The sequence below is a fragment of the Gilliamella sp. W8126 genome, from assembly GCF_016102185.1.
Classification (GTDB): Bacteria; Pseudomonadota; Gammaproteobacteria; order Enterobacterales; family Orbaceae; genus Gilliamella; species Gilliamella apis_A.
Map to the genome: position 1 here is coordinate 23,805 of NZ_JACFPE010000010.1, position 16,674 is coordinate 40,478.

Annotated in this window: 17 protein-coding genes; 8 read left to right on the plus strand and 9 right to left on the minus strand. The window is 33.9% G+C overall.

Going from position 1 to position 16,674, the window contains the following annotated elements; genetic code table 11:
- Positions 1-92 precede the first annotated feature (92 nt).
- Positions 93-986 (minus strand): SIS domain-containing protein, encoded by an 894-nt coding sequence (locus H3S74_RS12060; RefSeq protein WP_110448630.1) that lies wholly within the window; start codon positions 984-986, stop codon positions 93-95.
- Positions 987-1,157: 171 nt separating this feature from the next.
- Between H3S74_RS12060 and rpiB the strand changes: the two genes are divergently transcribed.
- The 3 genes from rpiB to H3S74_RS12075 all read left to right on the plus strand — a co-directional run bounded on the left by rpiB (position 1,158) and on the right by H3S74_RS12075 (position 4,078).
- Positions 1,158-1,610, plus strand: coding sequence for a ribose 5-phosphate isomerase B (rpiB, locus tag H3S74_RS12065; RefSeq protein ID WP_198247975.1), 453 nt, complete (start codon positions 1,158-1,160; stop codon positions 1,608-1,610).
- A complete protein-coding gene (gene rpe / locus H3S74_RS12070; RefSeq protein WP_110448628.1) occupies positions 1,603-2,256 on the plus strand; it encodes a ribulose-phosphate 3-epimerase in 654 nt (217 codons plus the stop codon). The genes rpiB and rpe overlap by 8 nt, the downstream gene beginning before the upstream one ends.
- Positions 2,257-2,488: 232 nt before the next feature.
- Positions 2,489-4,078, plus strand: a complete 1,590-nt coding sequence (locus H3S74_RS12075; protein WP_110448627.1) for a PTS transporter subunit EIIC — start codon at positions 2,489-2,491, stop codon at positions 4,076-4,078.
- Positions 4,079-4,196: 118 nt separating this feature from the next.
- Here the strand turns inward: H3S74_RS12075 and folP are convergent, their stop codons facing one another.
- From folP to rlmE, 3 genes are all read right to left on the minus strand, one after another.
- On the minus strand, positions 4,197-5,036 hold the full coding sequence (gene folP, locus H3S74_RS12080) for a dihydropteroate synthase (protein WP_198247976.1): 840 nt from the start codon (positions 5,034-5,036) through the stop codon (positions 4,197-4,199).
- A gap of 152 nt (positions 5,037-5,188) precedes the next feature.
- Positions 5,189-7,069: an ATP-dependent zinc metalloprotease FtsH gene (gene ftsH, locus H3S74_RS12085; RefSeq protein ID WP_370547660.1), complete on the minus strand. Its 1,881-nt coding sequence runs from the start codon at positions 7,067-7,069 to the stop codon at positions 5,189-5,191.
- 75 nt (positions 7,070-7,144) lie between these two features.
- A complete protein-coding gene (gene rlmE / locus H3S74_RS12090) occupies positions 7,145-7,771 on the minus strand; it encodes a 23S rRNA (uridine(2552)-2'-O)-methyltransferase RlmE (RefSeq protein WP_065578175.1) in 627 nt (208 codons plus the stop codon).
- A gap of 98 nt (positions 7,772-7,869) precedes the next feature.
- Here rlmE and yhbY point away from each other — a divergent pair, with 98 nt between their 5' ends.
- Positions 7,870-8,163, plus strand: coding sequence for a ribosome assembly RNA-binding protein YhbY (gene yhbY / locus H3S74_RS12095; protein WP_065614154.1), 294 nt, complete (start codon positions 7,870-7,872; stop codon positions 8,161-8,163).
- A 40-nt stretch (positions 8,164-8,203) separates the two neighbouring features.
- Here the strand turns inward: yhbY and greA are convergent, their stop codons facing one another.
- Positions 8,204-8,680 (minus strand): transcription elongation factor GreA, encoded by a 477-nt coding sequence (gene greA / locus H3S74_RS12100; RefSeq protein WP_065578173.1) that lies wholly within the window; start codon positions 8,678-8,680, stop codon positions 8,204-8,206.
- Positions 8,681-8,991: 311 nt separating this feature from the next.
- On the opposite strand from greA, the gene H3S74_RS12105 reads away from it, so the two are divergent.
- Genes H3S74_RS12105 through hslO form a run of 3 tightly spaced genes read left to right on the plus strand, consistent with a single transcriptional unit; the run spans position 8,992 to position 11,851 of the window.
- Positions 8,992-10,527: a hypothetical protein gene (locus H3S74_RS12105; RefSeq protein ID WP_198247977.1), complete on the plus strand. Its 1,536-nt coding sequence runs from the start codon at positions 8,992-8,994 to the stop codon at positions 10,525-10,527.
- 60 nt (positions 10,528-10,587) lie between these two features.
- Positions 10,588-10,986, plus strand: a complete 399-nt coding sequence (hslR, locus tag H3S74_RS12110) for a ribosome-associated heat shock protein Hsp15 (RefSeq protein WP_065578171.1) — start codon at positions 10,588-10,590, stop codon at positions 10,984-10,986.
- A 1-nt stretch (position 10,987) separates the two neighbouring features.
- Positions 10,988-11,851 (plus strand): Hsp33 family molecular chaperone HslO, encoded by an 864-nt coding sequence (gene hslO / locus H3S74_RS12115; RefSeq protein ID WP_198247978.1) that lies wholly within the window; start codon positions 10,988-10,990, stop codon positions 11,849-11,851.
- Between the two features lie 220 nt (positions 11,852-12,071).
- Here hslO and tsaA read toward each other — a convergent pair whose 3' ends face one another.
- The 4 genes from tsaA to metN form a co-directional block, all read right to left on the minus strand.
- Positions 12,072-12,779 carry a tRNA (N6-threonylcarbamoyladenosine(37)-N6)-methyltransferase TrmO gene (gene tsaA / locus H3S74_RS12120; RefSeq protein ID WP_232354901.1) on the minus strand — a complete coding sequence of 236 codons (708 nt, stop codon included), beginning with the start codon at positions 12,777-12,779 and terminating at the stop codon, positions 12,072-12,074.
- 87 nt (positions 12,780-12,866) lie between these two features.
- A complete protein-coding gene (locus tag H3S74_RS12125; protein ID WP_198247979.1) occupies positions 12,867-13,766 on the minus strand; it encodes a MetQ/NlpA family lipoprotein in 900 nt (299 codons plus the stop codon).
- Positions 13,767-13,780: 14 nt separating this feature from the next.
- On the minus strand, positions 13,781-14,422 hold the full coding sequence (locus tag H3S74_RS12130) for a methionine ABC transporter permease (RefSeq protein ID WP_110448643.1): 642 nt from the start codon (positions 14,420-14,422) through the stop codon (positions 13,781-13,783).
- Positions 14,423-14,534: 112 nt separating this feature from the next.
- A complete protein-coding gene (gene metN / locus H3S74_RS12135; RefSeq protein ID WP_198222663.1) occupies positions 14,535-15,566 on the minus strand; it encodes a methionine ABC transporter ATP-binding protein MetN in 1,032 nt (343 codons plus the stop codon).
- A gap of 118 nt (positions 15,567-15,684) precedes the next feature.
- Here metN and gmhB point away from each other — a divergent pair, with 118 nt between their 5' ends.
- Positions 15,685-16,221, plus strand: coding sequence for a D-glycero-beta-D-manno-heptose 1,7-bisphosphate 7-phosphatase (gmhB, locus tag H3S74_RS12140; protein WP_110448620.1), 537 nt, complete (start codon positions 15,685-15,687; stop codon positions 16,219-16,221).
- The last annotated feature ends 453 nt before the right edge of the window (positions 16,222-16,674 follow it).

Here is a 16,674-nt window from a genome sequence, read left to right on the forward strand (position 1 = left end):
CTTAATATTTTTTACATATTTTAACCACAATTAAAAATTTTGAGGAAAGGCGTTTTTGATAACTCAACTTTTATATTTAATTAAAAATAATATTATTCAATATATTGTGCATTTTTATGTAATGGTTTTACTACATCAATACTACGTTCTAAATGAACTTTTGATTTTTCGTGATCTAAGACTACAATTGCGATAAATAATGTATCTAATAAAGTTAGTTGAATAATTCGAGCTGCAGCATTTTGCCCTAATAATGGACCATTTTTAGCTGGACTAAAGATAGATAAGTCGGAAATTTCAGCTAGTTCAGATTGATGATTATTAGTAATACAAATAATCTTAGCTTTATTCTTTTTCGCAACCAATATTGCATTACATATTTCCGCTGTATTGCCTGATTGAGATATAGCAATAACTACATCGTTTTCTTTTAATTGACTCGCCACCATTACCATCAAATGGTGATCACTATAAGTATGGCTGTGAATCCCAATTCTCAATAATTTATGTTCAAAATCCTGACCAACAATAGCTGAACCACCGACACCAAGAATAACGATACGGTTAGCATGAAAAATCCATTCTGCTGCTTTTGATATTATTTTAGCATCAACAATAGATTGGGCTTCTTTTAAAGCTTGTACAGAGTTATTAAAAACTTTTTCAATAATATTTTCGACATTATCTTTTTCAGATAGTTCTTGTTCTTTATCAAAAGGTAAAGCATCAAAATAAGAAAGTAATGCTTTTCGAATTTCTCTAAAACCAGAGTAACCTAATTTTTTAGATACTTTTACTAATAATGGTTCCGAAACGGATAATTCTTCTGCCACTTCTTTAATACTTGTTCTAGGCTTTAAATTTCCTTTAGTCATCATCCATTCAATAATTCGTTGTTCAGTATTACTTAAACTAGAAAGTGAAATACGAATCATTGCTCCAATTGCTAAAGCATTAGAATTTTCTGGATCATGTGTTTGTTTCATGGTTTCTCTCCATAACATTTTTCGGGTAATTTTAACCCAATTTCAATTTAAGCACATTGTAAAAAAAGATTTTTTTATTTTTGCTGGTAACTTTACAAAAAAATAAATTAACGTTAATATTTTTAAGTGTGAAGTTAATTGTGTTTTTTTTAGTCAGAGAGGTGGGAATATATGAAAATTGCAATTGGTTATGATCATGTTGGATATATTTTAAGAAAAGATATCATTGATTATTTGGAGACTAAGAATATTACAGTGATTGATCTTGGTGCGCCATCAACAGAAAGAACCGATTATCCGATTTATGCTAATAAAGTGGCAAGGGCTGTCAATTCAAAAGAAGTCGATTTAGGAATATTAATATGTGGCACTGGTATTGGTATTTCAATTGCGGCAAATAAATGTTCAGGAATAAGAGCGGTTGTTTGTAGTGATCCTTATTCTGCAAAATTATCACGTGAACATAATAATACTAATATTCTTGCTTTTGGTTCCCGTGTAGTGGGAAGTGAACTTGCAAAAATGATTGTTGAACAATGGTTAATGGCGAAATTTGAAGGCGGCCGTCACCAAAATAGAATAGATCAAATCGATGCTATTCAAAAAGGAGAATTTCATGAGTAAATTTTGTCCTTCGCTTATGTGTGTTGACTTTTCCAAGTTAGAAGTTGAATTGAAGTCATTAGAAGAATCTGGTGTAGACATGTTTCACATTGATGTGATGGACGGTAATTTTGTACCTAATTTCGCATTAGGTATAGAAGATATTAAAGCGGTGAGTAAGTTGTCAAAAATTCCTTATGATGTTCATTTAATGGTAACTAATCCATCACCATATATAGAAAAATTTGCTCAACTTGGCTGCGATATTATTTATGTTCATGTTGAAACATTAACCCACATACATCGAACTCTAAATCAAATTAAATCAACAGGTAAGAAAGTAGGCGTTGCTATTAATCCAGGTACACCATTATGTGTGTTAGAAGATGTTTTAGATCTAATTGATGTTGTTTTGATAATGTCAGTAAATCCAGGTTTTGCCGGACAACCTTTTATCGCTAACTCTATTGATAGAATAAAGCGATTAAGTGATATGATTAAAGATAGAAATCTCAATACTTCTATTGCCATTGATGGTGCGATAAGCCCAAATATCATCGAACAGCTATCGCCTTATGTTGAATATTTTATACTGGGAACTGCTGGGTTGTTTAATAAAGATAAATCCTATAAACAGACGCTAAATGAACTCCGTAATCTCTCCTAACTTTTAAGGCCTTTATTGCGATGAAGGTCTTAATTCACAAAATTAAACATTATAGATAATTTATACTCTATTTTTTGTTGTTTTTCCGTTAATAAGGCTATATAAATTAATTTTTTATTAAAATTATGTGAACTAGATCTCTTTAAATTAAATTTGTTTACATATAAAATTATTTTTGTGAACTATTTGAGGCGTTCACTGTGTCTTTTAATAAAAAATAGGGTTAACTACAATGAAAAGTACTTTTTTTAGTGTATTGCAACGGGTTGGTCGTTCTTTTATGTTACCTATTGCTCTTCTTCCTGTGGCTGGATTAATGTTAGGTATAGGAGCGTCATTTACCAATGAAACAACAATTGTGTCCTATGGATTACAAAGCTTTTTAGGCGAAGGAACTTTGTTACATGCTTTTTTAACCATCATGAAAAATGCGGGTAGTGTAATATTTTCTAATCTGCCTATTCTTTTTGCTATTGGGGTAGCAATGGGAATGGCAAAACAAGAAAAAGAGGTTGCAGCAATATCTGGTGCGGTAGGCTTTTTTATTATGCATTCAACTATTCATGCGCTATTGGAGCTAAAAGGACTCTTAAAAGAAGGTGCCTTACCAGATGGTTCTTTAGGTGATGCGGTTGGCATTCAAACTCTACAAATGGGCGTTTTTGGTGGTGTTATTGTTGGATTAGGTGTCGCTGCTTTACATAATCGGTATTATCGAATTGAGTTACCTGCTATTTTATCATTCTTTGGTGGCTCGCGCTTTGTTCCTATTGTTACAGCATTCGTTTATTTATTTGTCGGTATTTTAATGTTTTATATTTGGCCTTCTATCCAATATGGAATTTTATTATTAGGCAAATTAGTCAATGAATCGGGCTATGCAGGTACATTTATTTATGGATTTATTGAGCGAGCTTTAATTCCATTTGGTTTGCACCATGTATTTTATATGCCATTCTGGCAGACTGGAGTTGGTGGTACGGCAATGATTGATGGCAATCTTATTGCTGGAGCACAAAATATTTTCTTTGCTCAACTTGCTAGTCCAAATACAACTGAATTTTCAGTTGAAGCCACACGCTTTATGGCGGGTAAATTTCCATTTTATTTATTTGGTATTCCTGGTGCAGCATTAGCTATTTACCGTACTGCTAAACCACAAAATCGCAAAATGGTCTTAGGTCTACTCGTTTCTGCAACTTTAACGGCTATTTTGACAGGGATTACTGAACCAATTGAGTTTTCTTTCTTATTTGCTGGTCCTTTACTCTACTTTATTCATTGTTTGTATGCTGGTTTATCTTTTATGCTTTGTCATATTTTCGATGTTGGTGTAGGGCAAACATTCTCTGGAAGTTTAATTGATTTTGTATTATTTGGTGTTTTACAAGGAAATAGTAAAACACATTGGGTTAATGTTATTCTGATTGGTCTTCCATTGTTCCCAATATACTACTTTACATTTAGTTACTTGATCAAAAAATTTAATTTTAAAACTCCAGGTCGAGAAGACGATAACGAGGAAACTAAATTATATACCAAAAAAGATGTTGAAAATGCGAAGAAAGCTAAAAATAACAATGAGCTATCAAGTATTATATTAGATGGATTAGGTGGCAAAGAAAACATTACTTATGTAGATTGTTGTGCAACAAGATTAAGAATTTCTGTACATGATAATCAATTAGTTGATAAAGATATTTTAAAATCAACGGGTGCAAAAGGTGTAATTATTAATGGCCAAGGTATTCAAGTTATTTATGGTCCTCATGTGACAGTAATTAAATCACACTTAGAAGAATATATGGCAACCCTAAAATAATATAACTTTTGTATTACTCGTTCATTTCGGAGTAGTTTAACCAATCTAAATAGTTAGCCGTTTTAGACAATCTTTAACGGCTAGCTATTTAAATAACAATAAGAAGAAATTCTACAGACTAAAATGATTGTTCTGCTAATGTGGCTTGCACTATTCGCATGGCATCGAAGGTTTCTTTGACATCATGAACACGGATAATTTGCGCTCCTTTCATTGCTGCAATAACTGCACAAGAAACACTACCTAATACACGTTCTTTAGGGGGAACATTTAGCACTTGCCCGACCATCGATTTTCTTGACATGCCAACCAAAATAGGCAAATTGAAGTGATGGAATTTTTCCAGTGTAGCCAATAGACGATAGTTATGGGCTAACGTTTTGCCAAATCCGAAGCCTGGATCAAGGATGATTTTTTCCCGAGCAATGCCAGCAGTTACACATCGTTGAATATGTTCAGTAAAAAATGAATCGACTTCTTGATAGATATCTTGTTGGTAATGAGGTGCATTTTGCATCGTTTTGGGATCACCTTGCATATGCATAATACATACTGGTAATTCCGTTTTTTGTGCTGCTTGTAATGCTCCAGGTAAAGTTAATGCCCGAATATCATTAATTAAATGTGCACCAGCTTTAGACGCTTCTGTGATGACCTCTGGTTTTGATGTATCAACTGAAATCCAAACGTCAAAATAACGAGCAATTTTTTCCACTAACGGTATAACCCGATCAAGTTCTTCACTGGTTGAAACATCAGCAGCACCAGGTCGAGTTGATTCTCCGCCAACATCAATAAAGGTTGCCCCAGCTTGAATCATATTATCAACTCGCCGCATAGCATCATCAAGATTGTTGTAATTACCGCCATCAGAAAAAGAATCTGGCGTCATATTAACAATTCCCATTACTTGAGGAAAAGAGAGATCCATTACGTGATTTTGAAAACGAATTTCCATGATTTTAGGCCTTATTTTATTAATATTTTTAATGCTAATTGCACTGTTGCAATGCTGAAGTATGATTGTTAGTACTGGTTTATTATTTTACAAAATTAATTGCTGTTGGATGATAAAAAACGCGCCGAAGCGCGTTTTAGATTTAGTCGTAATTAATTTTCTGATTGAGGTGGTATGTCTGTTCCCTCATTTGGTATCTCTTTTGCTGCTTGTTCATCACTTTCAGTCCAATCTTCTGGAGCAGTAATTGGTCTACGAGCAATCAAATCAGCAACTTGTTTTGCGCCAATGGTTTCGTATTTCATTAATGCATCTTTCATCGCATGAAGTACGTCCATATTTTCAGTTAAAATTTTACGTGCTCGTTCAAAGTTACGATCGATAATTTTTTTAACTTCTTCATCAATAATTCGCGCTGTTTCATCAGAGATATCTTTTGGTCGTCCATAAGATGAATTATCATCCATTTCATAAAATAACGGACCTAAACGATCAGAAAAGCCCCATTGGGTAACCATTGCTCTGGCATATTGAGTGGCAACTTTAATATCGTTTGATGCTCCTGTTGAAACTTTATCAACACCATAAATCAGTTCTTCGGCAAGACGTCCACCATATAGTGTGGCAATATCACCTTCTAGTTTTTCTCGGCTTTCACTAACCCGATCACCTTTAGGTAAGAAGAAAGTTACCCCTAATGCTCGGCCACGGGGGATGATAGTTACTTTATGGATTGGATCATGATCAGGCATTAAATAACCAATAATGGCGTGTCCAGCCTCATGATAAGCGGTTGAGATAAGTTGCTCTTGTGTCATGGTTAACGAACGTCGCTCTGTACCCATATTGATCTTATCTTTAGCTTCTTCAAATTCGTCCATAGTGACTAAACGTTTGTTACGACGAGCTGCAAATAGTGCTGCCTCATTGACTAGGTTTGCCAATTCTGCACCAGAATAACCTGGGGTACCACGAGCAAGCACCGATAAATTAACATCAGAACCAAGTGGCACTTTTTGCACATGAACTGCTAGAATTTGTTCACGACCTTTCATATCCGGTAAGCCAATTTGTACTTGGCGGTCAAAACGGCCAGGACGAAGTAAGGCTGGATCTAGAATATCAACACGGTTGGTTGCCGCAATAATGATAATGCCACTATTAGCTTCGAAACCATCCATTTCAACTAACATTTGGTTAAGAGTTTGTTCACGTTCGTCATGACCACCCATTGAGCCGGCACCACGTTTACGTCCAACAGCATCGATTTCATCAATAAAGATAATACATGGTGAATGTTTACGTGCTTGTTCAAATAGATCACGAACACGTGAAGCACCCACCCCAACAAACATTTCTACAAAGTCTGAGCCAGAAATACTAAAGAAAGGAACATTTGCTTCACCAGCGATGGCTTTAGCTAGTAATGTTTTACCGGTACCTGGCGGTCCAACCATTAAAATACCTTTTGGAATTCGACCACCAAGTTTTTGATATTTTCCAGGATCTCTTAAAAAATCGACAACTTCGGTAACTTCTTGTTTCGCTTCTTCACTACCTGCAACATCGCTAAATTTAGTCTTAACTTGGTCAGGTGTTAACATTTTAGCTTTACTTTTGCCTACCGACATTGGCCCACCTTTACCACCGCCTTGCATCTGGCGCATGATAAAGAACCAGAAACCAAGTAGTAAAATAATCGGGAACCAAGAGATTAAAATGTTAACTAATAAGCTTGGTTTTTCGTCTGGGCTACCATAGACCGCAACATCATTTAATACCAAATTATCAACTAACTTTTCATCAAAATAAGGTATATAGGTAACATAACTATTGCTACCTTTAGTAGTAGCAACAATTTCGCGACCATTTATATGCACTTCTTTAAGTTTGCCACCCGTTACATCCGCATTAAATTTGGTGTAATCGACTTGAGGGCCGCTATTGGATATTGAGCTGAATTGACTGAAGACAGCAATCAATACGACGGCGATAACACCCCAGATCAGTAAATTCTTTACCATGTCGTTCAAAAGAAAAACCTCTCATAAAATTAATAGTTACGACTAAAATTAACCAAGTATGGTACTACAAAATTGTACGGCTGGCTACTTCATCCCCATTGCTACAATATATACTTCTCGAGACCTAGCTCGCGAAGCTTCAGGCTTACGAATTTTGACTGTTTTAAACAGTGATCTTACTGTTTTTAGATACTCTTCAAAACCTTCGCCTTGGAATACTTTAACGATAAAACTCCCATTTGGAGCAAGGACGTCTTTACACATATCTAATGCCAGTTCAACTAAATACATAGCTCTTGGTATATCAACGGCTGGTTGTCCACTCATATTTGGTGCCATGTCAGACATAACAACTTGTACTTTTTCTTCACCAACTCGCTCAAGTAGGGCATTTAATACCGCTTCATCACGAAAATCACCTTGCAGAAAGTCAACGCCAACGATGGGATCCATCGGTAATAAATCACAGGCAATAATTCGTCCTTTATTTCCAATGAGTGATGCAACATATTGTGACCATCCTCCCGGCGCAGCGCCTAAATCCACCACAGTAATTCCCGGTTTGAATAATTTGTCACTTTTTTGTATTTCTTCTAATTTAAACCATGCTCTGGATCTCAGGCCTTTTTTTTGTGCTTGTTGCACAAAACGATCGTTAAAATGTTCATTAAGCCAACGAGTAGAGCTTGCTGAGCGTTTTTTGTTACTCACAGAGAATAAATCCTTAATGTAATGAGGTCACTTCAATTGATTACAAATATATATAAGGGTAGAATAGCAAAATTACAACTTAATGTGATAAAAAATTAATGAATTTATCGAATAAACAAAAACAGTATTTAAAAAGTGAAGCTCATCATTTAAAACCGATAGTGATGATTGGGGCTAATGGATTTACCGAAGGTGTGCTAGCAGAAATTGAAAATGCCTTAAATTTCCATGAGTTAATAAAAGTTAAAGTATCCGCTGAAGATCGTGAAACTAAAAAGTTAATTTGTGAAGCAATCATCCGCGAAACCAAAGCTTTAGCAGTTCAACAGGTGGGTTCTATTTTTACGATATACAGACCGAGTGAAGATAAAAAAATTACACTACCAAAATAAAAAATAGGGCTAATCGCCCTATTTTTTTGCAACAGTTTAATTAAATATATTCAACTTTAACAATATCGAATTCAACATCACCGCCTGGTGTTTTAATTTGTACTGTATCACCATCTTCCTTGCCAATAAGTCCACGAGCAATTGGTGAATTAACTGAAATTAGATTCTGTTTATAATCTGCTTCATCGTCGCCAACAATTCTGTAGGTTGTTTCTTCATCAGTATCAATATTCACAACGGTGACTGTGGCACCAAATATAATGCGGCCAGTATTTTTAACTTTAGTGATATCGATAATTTGTGCTTGCGACAATTTACCTTCGATTTCTTGAATACGACCTTCACAAAATCCTTGTTGTTCTCTCGCTGCATGATATTCAGCGTTTTCTTTCAAATCACCGTGTGCTCTAGCTTCAGCAATAGCGGCAGTAATTTGAGGTCTTTTTACATTTTTAAGTTCTTCAAGTTCTGCACGTAATAATTCGGCTCCCTTTACTGTCATTGGGATCTGTTTCATCTCGGTTTTTTCCTATTTATATAGTAAATAAAAAGAATAACAAATGTTCATCTTAATCAAAAGAGAGATAAATTATTAATTTGGTTTGTTATTCTAATGTTACAATTGGTTTTAGTTATATATTAACTTCAAAACTGGTTTAACAACAAATCATTTATAGCAAAATCAAGTGCTATTTTAACCAAAATCAGGTATCGTAATACAAACTCAACCCTTCATTCTAACTATTTAGCTTATTTATGAGACGATTACGATTTAGTTTAATCATCCTCTTTTCGATTTTCTGGTTGTTAATTGTAGTTGGCTATTTTTTGTTACAGACCAATTTTGGTGCCAAAATAGTAAGCCAACAATTATCAAAGCTGGGTACCTATTCTATTACAATTGGCAAAATAAATCATTCCTTTGCTAATTTTTATGAGTTAAGCGTTGATAATTTATTAGTAAAAAAAGATCAGCAAGAAGTTGCTAATATTGGCAAATTAATCGTTGGGTTCGATAAGCAAAATTTGTGGCAATTCCATCATTTTAATTATATTAATGTCATTGATGGCACGCTAGATGATTCTCAAATCAGCCAATCGATATTTACGGCCAATATGTTACGGTTTTACAACACAACCTTAAAATTTTCATTGAATAATGCTCAAGAACCATTGTTATTACAACAAATTAATGGTGGTATAAAGCCGTTTGATTTGTCGAGTAAACAACCATATCAATTCGATTTAACTGCCCAGCAAGTATTATTTAAGCAAATGGCTGTAAATAGTGTGTTACTGCAAGGATATTATCGTGATGGTATCACTTCAATTACTAATTTAGGTGGTAATATTGGTAATGGTTTTTTTGTTAGTAAATTAAAAATGCTAGCAGATGGTAGTTTGGATATAGCACAATTAAAATTAAACAATATACATTTTAACGTCAATAATGAGACTGATTTAAACAGATATTTGTCTGAATTGCCAAAATTCAAATTACAAGAATTTTCAATCTTTGATAGTAATATTCAATTGCCTAATTTAACTATTGAAAAGGGTAATATAGACATAACCAATATTGATTATGATGATAATCAATGGCAGTTAAAACAAAGTAATTTTGTTATTAGTGCTGATAATGTTGTATGGTTTGATGAAAAACTTTCATCATTATTACTACAACTATCTTGTAAAGACGATGAAGTAGACATTTTAAAAGCGATCGCGGAGTGGAATGACGGTAATATCCGTTTAACTGGTAGCTGGAGAAATAATGCATTACATCTAAAAACATTATTATTAGCCAGTGTTAATTATCAGTTACCTGATAACTTCAAACAACGGTTATTACCGAGTATATTTAATCAAGTCGATATTGATCAGTTAACTGTTATGCCAAGTACGTTAATCAGCACTAAGTCAGATTATCCATTTAATCTCGCTAGCTTTAATGTTTCTGGAACCAATGTTAGGCTAGTGGAAGATAAAAGGATTGGTATATATTCAGGTTCGTTATTTTTTAAAGCTAATGATGCAACAATTAATAAAATTGCGGTTAAATATCCTAATTTATCACTCAGTTTTGATAGTCAGCATCGAGCGTTATTAAGTTTTAGCGCATTAATTAATAGCGGTAAACTTGACGCAATTGCAACGATAAATCCTTTGCAAACTGAGTTTGAATCATTGCATATTATTGCTAAAGGTATTACTAGTGAATTGCTAAATCAATGGCAGCTAGTCCAAACGCCACCAGAATCATCAAATTATCGTGTTGATTTACATGGTGAAATTTCACCGTTTAGTCTATCGGGAACATTTTTTACTAACGATAATGAGTATTCTATTTATTCACAGCATTGATTTTAATAAAATTATCCTTATATCTGTTTTAAGATGTATTAAGTTTTAAATGAGGAAACGATGTATCTAGTAAGATTAGATAAATGGTTATGGGCGGCTCGGTTTTATAAAACTCGTTCCATCGCTCGTGATATGATTGATGGTGGCAAAGTCCACTATAATGGTCAACGAGCAAAGCCAAGTAAAATTGTTGAAGTTGGTGCTATATTAACCCTTAGACAGGGCAATGAACAAAAAACAATTCGTGTTTTAGCTATTAGTGATCAACGTAGGCCTGCTAGAGAAGCTGAATATCTTTACCAAGAGACCTTAGAAAGCATCACCAAACGAGAAAATATCGCTGAAGCTCGAAAACTTAATGCATTAACTATGCCGCATCCTGATCGACGACCAGATAAAAAAGAGCGGCGAACATTAATTAAATTTAAATATGATAGACAACAAGGCGACAAGAATTAATATGGATACTTTAAATCGGTTTTTATTTGATAATCATTCGGTTCGAGGTGAGATTACTCGACTTGAAAATACTTACCAAGCAATTTTAGAAAACCATACTTATCCTATAGCGGTACAAAATTTATTAGGTGAATTGTTAGTAGCAACCAGTTTGTTAACTGCTACTTTAAAATTTGATGGTGATATCGCGGTTCAATTGCAAGGTGATGGCCCGCTGACATTAGCAGTAGTAAATGGTAATAATGAACAGCGATTACGTGGAGTTGCTCGAGTTAATGGTGAAATAGCGGATAATGCCACACTTAAAGATATGGTGGGTAACGGCTATATCGTCATTACCATTACACCTAAAAAAGGGGAGCGTTATCAAGGTATTGTTGGCCTTGAAAAAGACACTTTAATTGGTTGTATTGAAAATTACTTTATGCAATCTGAACAACTTCCTACCCGTTTATTTGTCAAAACGGGGGTTCATAATAACAAACCTATGGCGGCAGGTATTTTATTACAAGTATTACCAGCTAATGAAGATATTGAACAATCATTTGAACATCTCGGTGCATTGACGGAGACTATCACTAGTGATGAGTTATTCCAATTGCCAACTGATGAGATATTATATCGTCTTTATAATCAAGAAGAAGTTCGTTTATTTGAGACGCACGATATTGTGTTTAAGTGTGGTTGTTCGCGACAACGTTGTGAAGATAGCTTAATGACATTACCAGATAACGAAGTTGATGATATTCTCAATGAAGATGGTGGTAAGATTGATATTCATTGTGATTACTGCGGTAAACATTATCTGTTCGATGCTATTGATATAGCAGAGTTAAGAAACAAGAAAAGTAATAATTATCATTGATTTATAAAAGAGCCACTAAGATTATTAAATTTTAGTGGCAAAGTGAAATATAAGGAATTAAACCCACAGCTAATTTATCAGAATAATTTCAACACACCAAATAAATATTATCGGTCTCGCATAACTTTTTTTTGAAATTATCTTTACAAACTGTCCGATTAATTCCTAAATATATTAAATCAATAATTTATTATTTTTTATTATTAGTGTATTTGTACGACTAACTAATTATCTGAATATTTTCTACAATGGCTGCATCCCCTAATACTTTCCACATTATATTGAAATGATATAGGGTAATCGCATAACTTTGTTCATGAAGACTTTTTTGTTTATAAGCCGGTCTCGGATCTTGAGAAATAACTTGTTCGATTAGTTCGCTTAGTTGTGGATAATGCTGTAGTTGGTTTTGTAAAAATATGTCAGCTTCAGATGAAAATGTTACCTTAAGTTTTTGTGTTGGAAGCTGTTGCGCATAACCAGCTATTGCCTCTGGATGGCTATCACAATAAGGTAAGTAGGGTTTTATATCAATTATTGGTGTACCATTTACTAGATCCAAACCACCTAGTTTTAATATGACCTGCTTGTTTTCAATAATAATATCTAGTAATTCAACGACTGAGAGCCCAATATTATTGGGTCTAAATGGTGATCTTGTCGCAAATACACCTAAACTTTTATTGCCACCTAAACGAGGCGGACGGACAGTTAATTTCTGTTTATTAGCATCAATATGATGAAAATGAAATAATAACCATATATGTGAAAACTGTTCTAATCCCTTAATACTCATAGGATCATTAAATCTATCTAGCAAATGTAGTTCACCTTCAGCTGCTGTTACAAGATTAGGTTGGCGTGGTACAGCAAATTTTTCAGTATAGGGTGAGTGAATGATGCCAATTGGCTCAAATTGAGATGTCATTATTGAATTATTGTGTAATTGTTATAAATGTGCTCCCATCGACAATAGTCGATGGGAGTAAGTTAATCATAGTTTGCGAATGTACTATTACCAACCACGAATAGCGCCACCTTTGAAAATTTCATCGGCTTTTTTAGCTACAGCATCAGATTGATAAGCTTTAACAAAGTTTTTAACTCTTTCATCGTCCTTATTCTCTTCACGAGAGACAATAACATTGACATATGGTGATTCTTTATCTTCAACAAAAATACCATTTTTGCTTGGGATTAAATTTGCAGGAGCTGCAAACGTGTTATTAATTATTGCTAAATCAACTTGTGAGTCGTCTAAAGAACGTGGCAACATTGGTGCCTCAAGTTCAACAATTTTATAGTTATATGGATTGCTGGTGATATCTAATACAGTAGGTAATAAACCTTTAGCTTTATCAACCGTTAACATTCCTTCATGTTGTAATAAAAGTAAAGCACGGCCTAAATTAGTAGGGTCATTAGGTATAGCAATGGTTGAATTAGCTGGAATGAAGTATGTTTCACCACGAGGAGAAGTTACTTTGACGCCTTCTCCAACTTGCTCATCGGCTGCAATTGGTTTTAGTTTTTTTGAATAAGAAGAAATTGGGAAAACAAAAGTATTACCAACTACTGCTAATTTATAGCCTTGTTCTTTCATTTGTTCGTCTAAATATGGTTTATGTTGAAACACATTAACATCAATTAAACCATCGTTTAAGGCTCTATTAGGCGTGACATAATCATTAAAAATAACTAGTTCGATATCAAGATTAAATCGTTCTTTTGCTTGTTGTTGCGCTATTTCTGCTTCTTCTTGGTCTGCTCCAGCAATTACTCCAACTTTTAAAGGACTAACTTTTGCTGGTTCTACAGGTTTGTTATCAGTTGCAGTTGTTTGTTTGTTATCACAACCAGTTAAGAAAAATGCACTGACCAGTGTGGTTATTAGTGCTAATTTTTTTATAGACATAACTCTCTCCATGATTAATGATGGGTAACACGTTTAACTATAGTATTACCTAAAAATTGAATAAAAAATACAAAAATTATTAATATAAACACTACTAAATTTGTTATTGCTGGTTTATGGCTGATGTATCCATACTGTATTGCAAGTTGACCTAGGCCTCCGGCACCTACAGCACCTGCCATAGCAATATATCCTGTTAATGTGATGAGTGTAATGGTCATACTATTTACAATGACAGGTAATGCTTCTGGTAATAAAACTTTATAGATAATTTGTAATGGTGTCGCCCCCATAGAGCGCGCTGCTTCTATTAAACCTTTCGGTACTTCTAATAATGCATTTTCAATCATCCGAGCTATTAATGGTGCTACTCCTATACTTAATGGTACAACTGCCGCTTGTTTACCAATAAATGTACCCATTAATAAAGCAGTAAAAGGAACAATCCATACAATTAATATAATAAATGGTATTGAACGAAAGAAATTTGCAATAAATGAAATAACATTATTTAAAATAGTACAATCTAATATCTGTCCCTTACGTGTGGTATAAAGCAATATACCTATAGGTAAACCAATAAGCAGACCAAAGAAGGCTGACAAGGTAACCATATAAATAGTATCGTCAGTAGATTGCGCTATTTTTATTATCATCGCTTCACTAAATCCTTCAAAAGAAGAGGCGAAAGCAATAAAATCTGACCAAAAATCAAAATGAGATAAATATAATATTAATGATTCAAATGGTTTAAATGATGGAAGAAAATCAAACATAACCTAACACCTCAACTTTAGTATTATTCTTTTCTAAAAACGCAATTGCCGATGCAGTACTTTTTTGTTTGCCTTTCATTTCTGTCAACATTAAACCAAATTTAACACCGCCAGCATAGTCCATCTGAGCGCTAATAATATTACTATCAACTTCAAACTCTTTTGCTATTTGCGATAGTAGTGGTAAATCAACCGAAACTCCTGTGAACTCCATGCGAACCAGCGGATTAAGTCCTTCTTTATGTTCTGGTGTCAGTCTTGCTAAATAGTCATCTGGAATTGTGAGATGCAATGTTGATTGAATGAATTGTCTTGCAATATCCGTTTTTGCATGTGAAAACATCTCGCCAACTGAAGATTGTTCAACTAACTCGCCATCACTAATTACTGCTACTTGGTCACAAATCTGCTTAACTACATCCATCTCGTGAGTGATTAATAAAATGGTTAAGCCTAGTTTCTGGTTGATATCTTTTAATAATTCTAAAATAGAACGGGTTGTCTCTGGGTCAAGAGCACTCGTTGCTTCATCACATAATAATACTTTTGGATCACTGGCTAGCGCTCTAGCAATAGCGACGCGTTGTTTTTGCCCACCAGATAAATTAGCTGGATAAACATTCGCTTTTTCACTTAAACCAACAAGATCAATAAGTTCATTTACTTTTTGTTTAATGACTGCTTTAGGTGTTCTATTGAGTTCAAGAGGAAAAGCAATATTATCAAATACCGTTCTAGAAGAAAGTAAATTGAAATGTTGAAAAATCATGCTAATTTTTCGACGAACTTCAATTAACTTTCGATTAGATAAATGGGTGATATCTTGGTTATCAAAAAATATTTTTCCACTTGTTGGTTTTTCTAACAAGTTAACGCAACGTATTAATGTACTTTTACCTGCGCCGGATTTGCCAATCACACCATAAATTTTACCTTCTGGAACATGAAGTGAAATGTCCTTTAAGGCATGAATAGTGGTTTTATTTTGCTCAAATGTCTTTGAGATATGTTCTAGTTTTATCATGATATATAACAACAAAAATCTGAATAGATAAATATTAAGACGTCTAGACATCTAAGTCAATCAATAATATCCTATATATAGTTAGAAAAGAATCCATATAAAAGGAAGATAATTAAACATGAAACCTGCTATATTTTTAGATCGAGATGGGACAATTAATATAGATTATAATTATGTACACACTATTGATAAATTTCACTTTATTGATGGTGTGATTGACGCAATGCAAGAATTGAAAAAGATGGGGTTTCTATTAGTTATTACCACTAATCAATCAGGAATTGCTAGAAATAAATTTACTCAAGAGCAGTTTGATACCTTAACTGAATGGATGGATTGGTCACTACAAGATCGTGGTGTTGATTTAGATGGTGTCTATTATTGTCCTCATGATCCACTAGTGGATGAATGCGACTGTCGCAAACCAAGTCCTGGTATGATTCAATCTGCGGCTAAAGAACTCAATATCGATATAGCAAATTCTTATATGGTTGGTGATAGGGTTTCTGACTTGTTATCAGGGAAACGGGCTGGGGTTAAAAAAACAGTATTAGTTAAAACCGGCGATGAAATAACCGAAGAGGCGTTAGCACAAGCAGATTGGTTAATTGATAGTTTAGCTGATTTACCGAAAAAGATTAAAGCAGAATTATAATAGAACCACAGCGTTTAATTTAAACGCTGTATATTTTTAATAATGGTGAATGATGTGAATGTTAATTCGCAAAATAGCACATTAATTAATAATACTACTATATTCGCTATTCTATTTATGATGAGAGAATAACGAAAACAATAAAAAAGTAAGACTATATAGCTGGATGTTCAAAAGCAAATGGTTATGGATATCGTTATTTAGGCGATAGTTATTTTAAATTTTGCCATCTGATTTTTCTTTTATTAAAGAATTTAACTAACAAAATAAAAATTAAAAAGGTGAAATTGCTACAAAATGTATCATTTTAGTTTGATTTTAGCTCATCTTGTGTAAAAAAAAGACAAACAAAAATAAATTTGCAATAATCACTTGCCAAAAAAAATGAAGTGCCTATAATGCGCATCCACTGACACGGCGTCAGCGACAAGCAGATAAAGGTCGTGTTAGTGA

Excerpts from the sequence above, each read along its gene's own strand:
- H3S74_RS12060 (WP_110448630.1), bottom strand. The coding sequence starts at position 986 with ATGAAACAAACACATGATCCAGAAAATTCTAATGCTTTAGCAATTGGA.
- rpiB (WP_198247975.1), top strand. The coding sequence starts at position 1,158 with ATGAAAATTGCAATTGGTTATGATCATGTTGGATATATTTTAAGAAAA.
- rpe (WP_110448628.1), top strand. The coding sequence starts at position 1,603 with ATGAGTAAATTTTGTCCTTCGCTTATGTGTGTTGACTTTTCCAAGTTA.
- H3S74_RS12075 (WP_110448627.1), top strand. The coding sequence starts at position 2,489 with ATGAAAAGTACTTTTTTTAGTGTATTGCAACGGGTTGGTCGTTCTTTT.
- folP (WP_198247976.1), bottom strand. The coding sequence starts at position 5,036 with ATGGAAATTCGTTTTCAAAATCACGTAATGGATCTCTCTTTTCCTCAA.
- yhbY (WP_065614154.1), top strand. The coding sequence starts at position 7,870 with ATGAATTTATCGAATAAACAAAAACAGTATTTAAAAAGTGAAGCTCAT.
- greA (WP_065578173.1), bottom strand. The coding sequence starts at position 8,680 with ATGAAACAGATCCCAATGACAGTAAAGGGAGCCGAATTATTACGTGCA.
- hslR (WP_065578171.1), top strand. The coding sequence starts at position 10,588 with ATGTATCTAGTAAGATTAGATAAATGGTTATGGGCGGCTCGGTTTTAT.
- hslO (WP_198247978.1), top strand. The coding sequence starts at position 10,988 with ATGGATACTTTAAATCGGTTTTTATTTGATAATCATTCGGTTCGAGGT.
- tsaA (WP_232354901.1), bottom strand. The coding sequence starts at position 12,779 with ATGACATCTCAATTTGAGCCAATTGGCATCATTCACTCACCCTATACT.
- H3S74_RS12125 (WP_198247979.1), bottom strand. The coding sequence starts at position 13,766 with ATGTCTATAAAAAAATTAGCACTAATAACCACACTGGTCAGTGCATTT.
- H3S74_RS12130 (WP_110448643.1), bottom strand. The coding sequence starts at position 14,422 with ATGATAATAAAAATAGCGCAATCTACTGACGATACTATTTATATGGTT.
- metN (WP_198222663.1), bottom strand. The coding sequence starts at position 15,566 with ATGATAAAACTAGAACATATCTCAAAGACATTTGAGCAAAATAAAACC.
- gmhB (WP_110448620.1), top strand. The coding sequence starts at position 15,685 with ATGAAACCTGCTATATTTTTAGATCGAGATGGGACAATTAATATAGAT.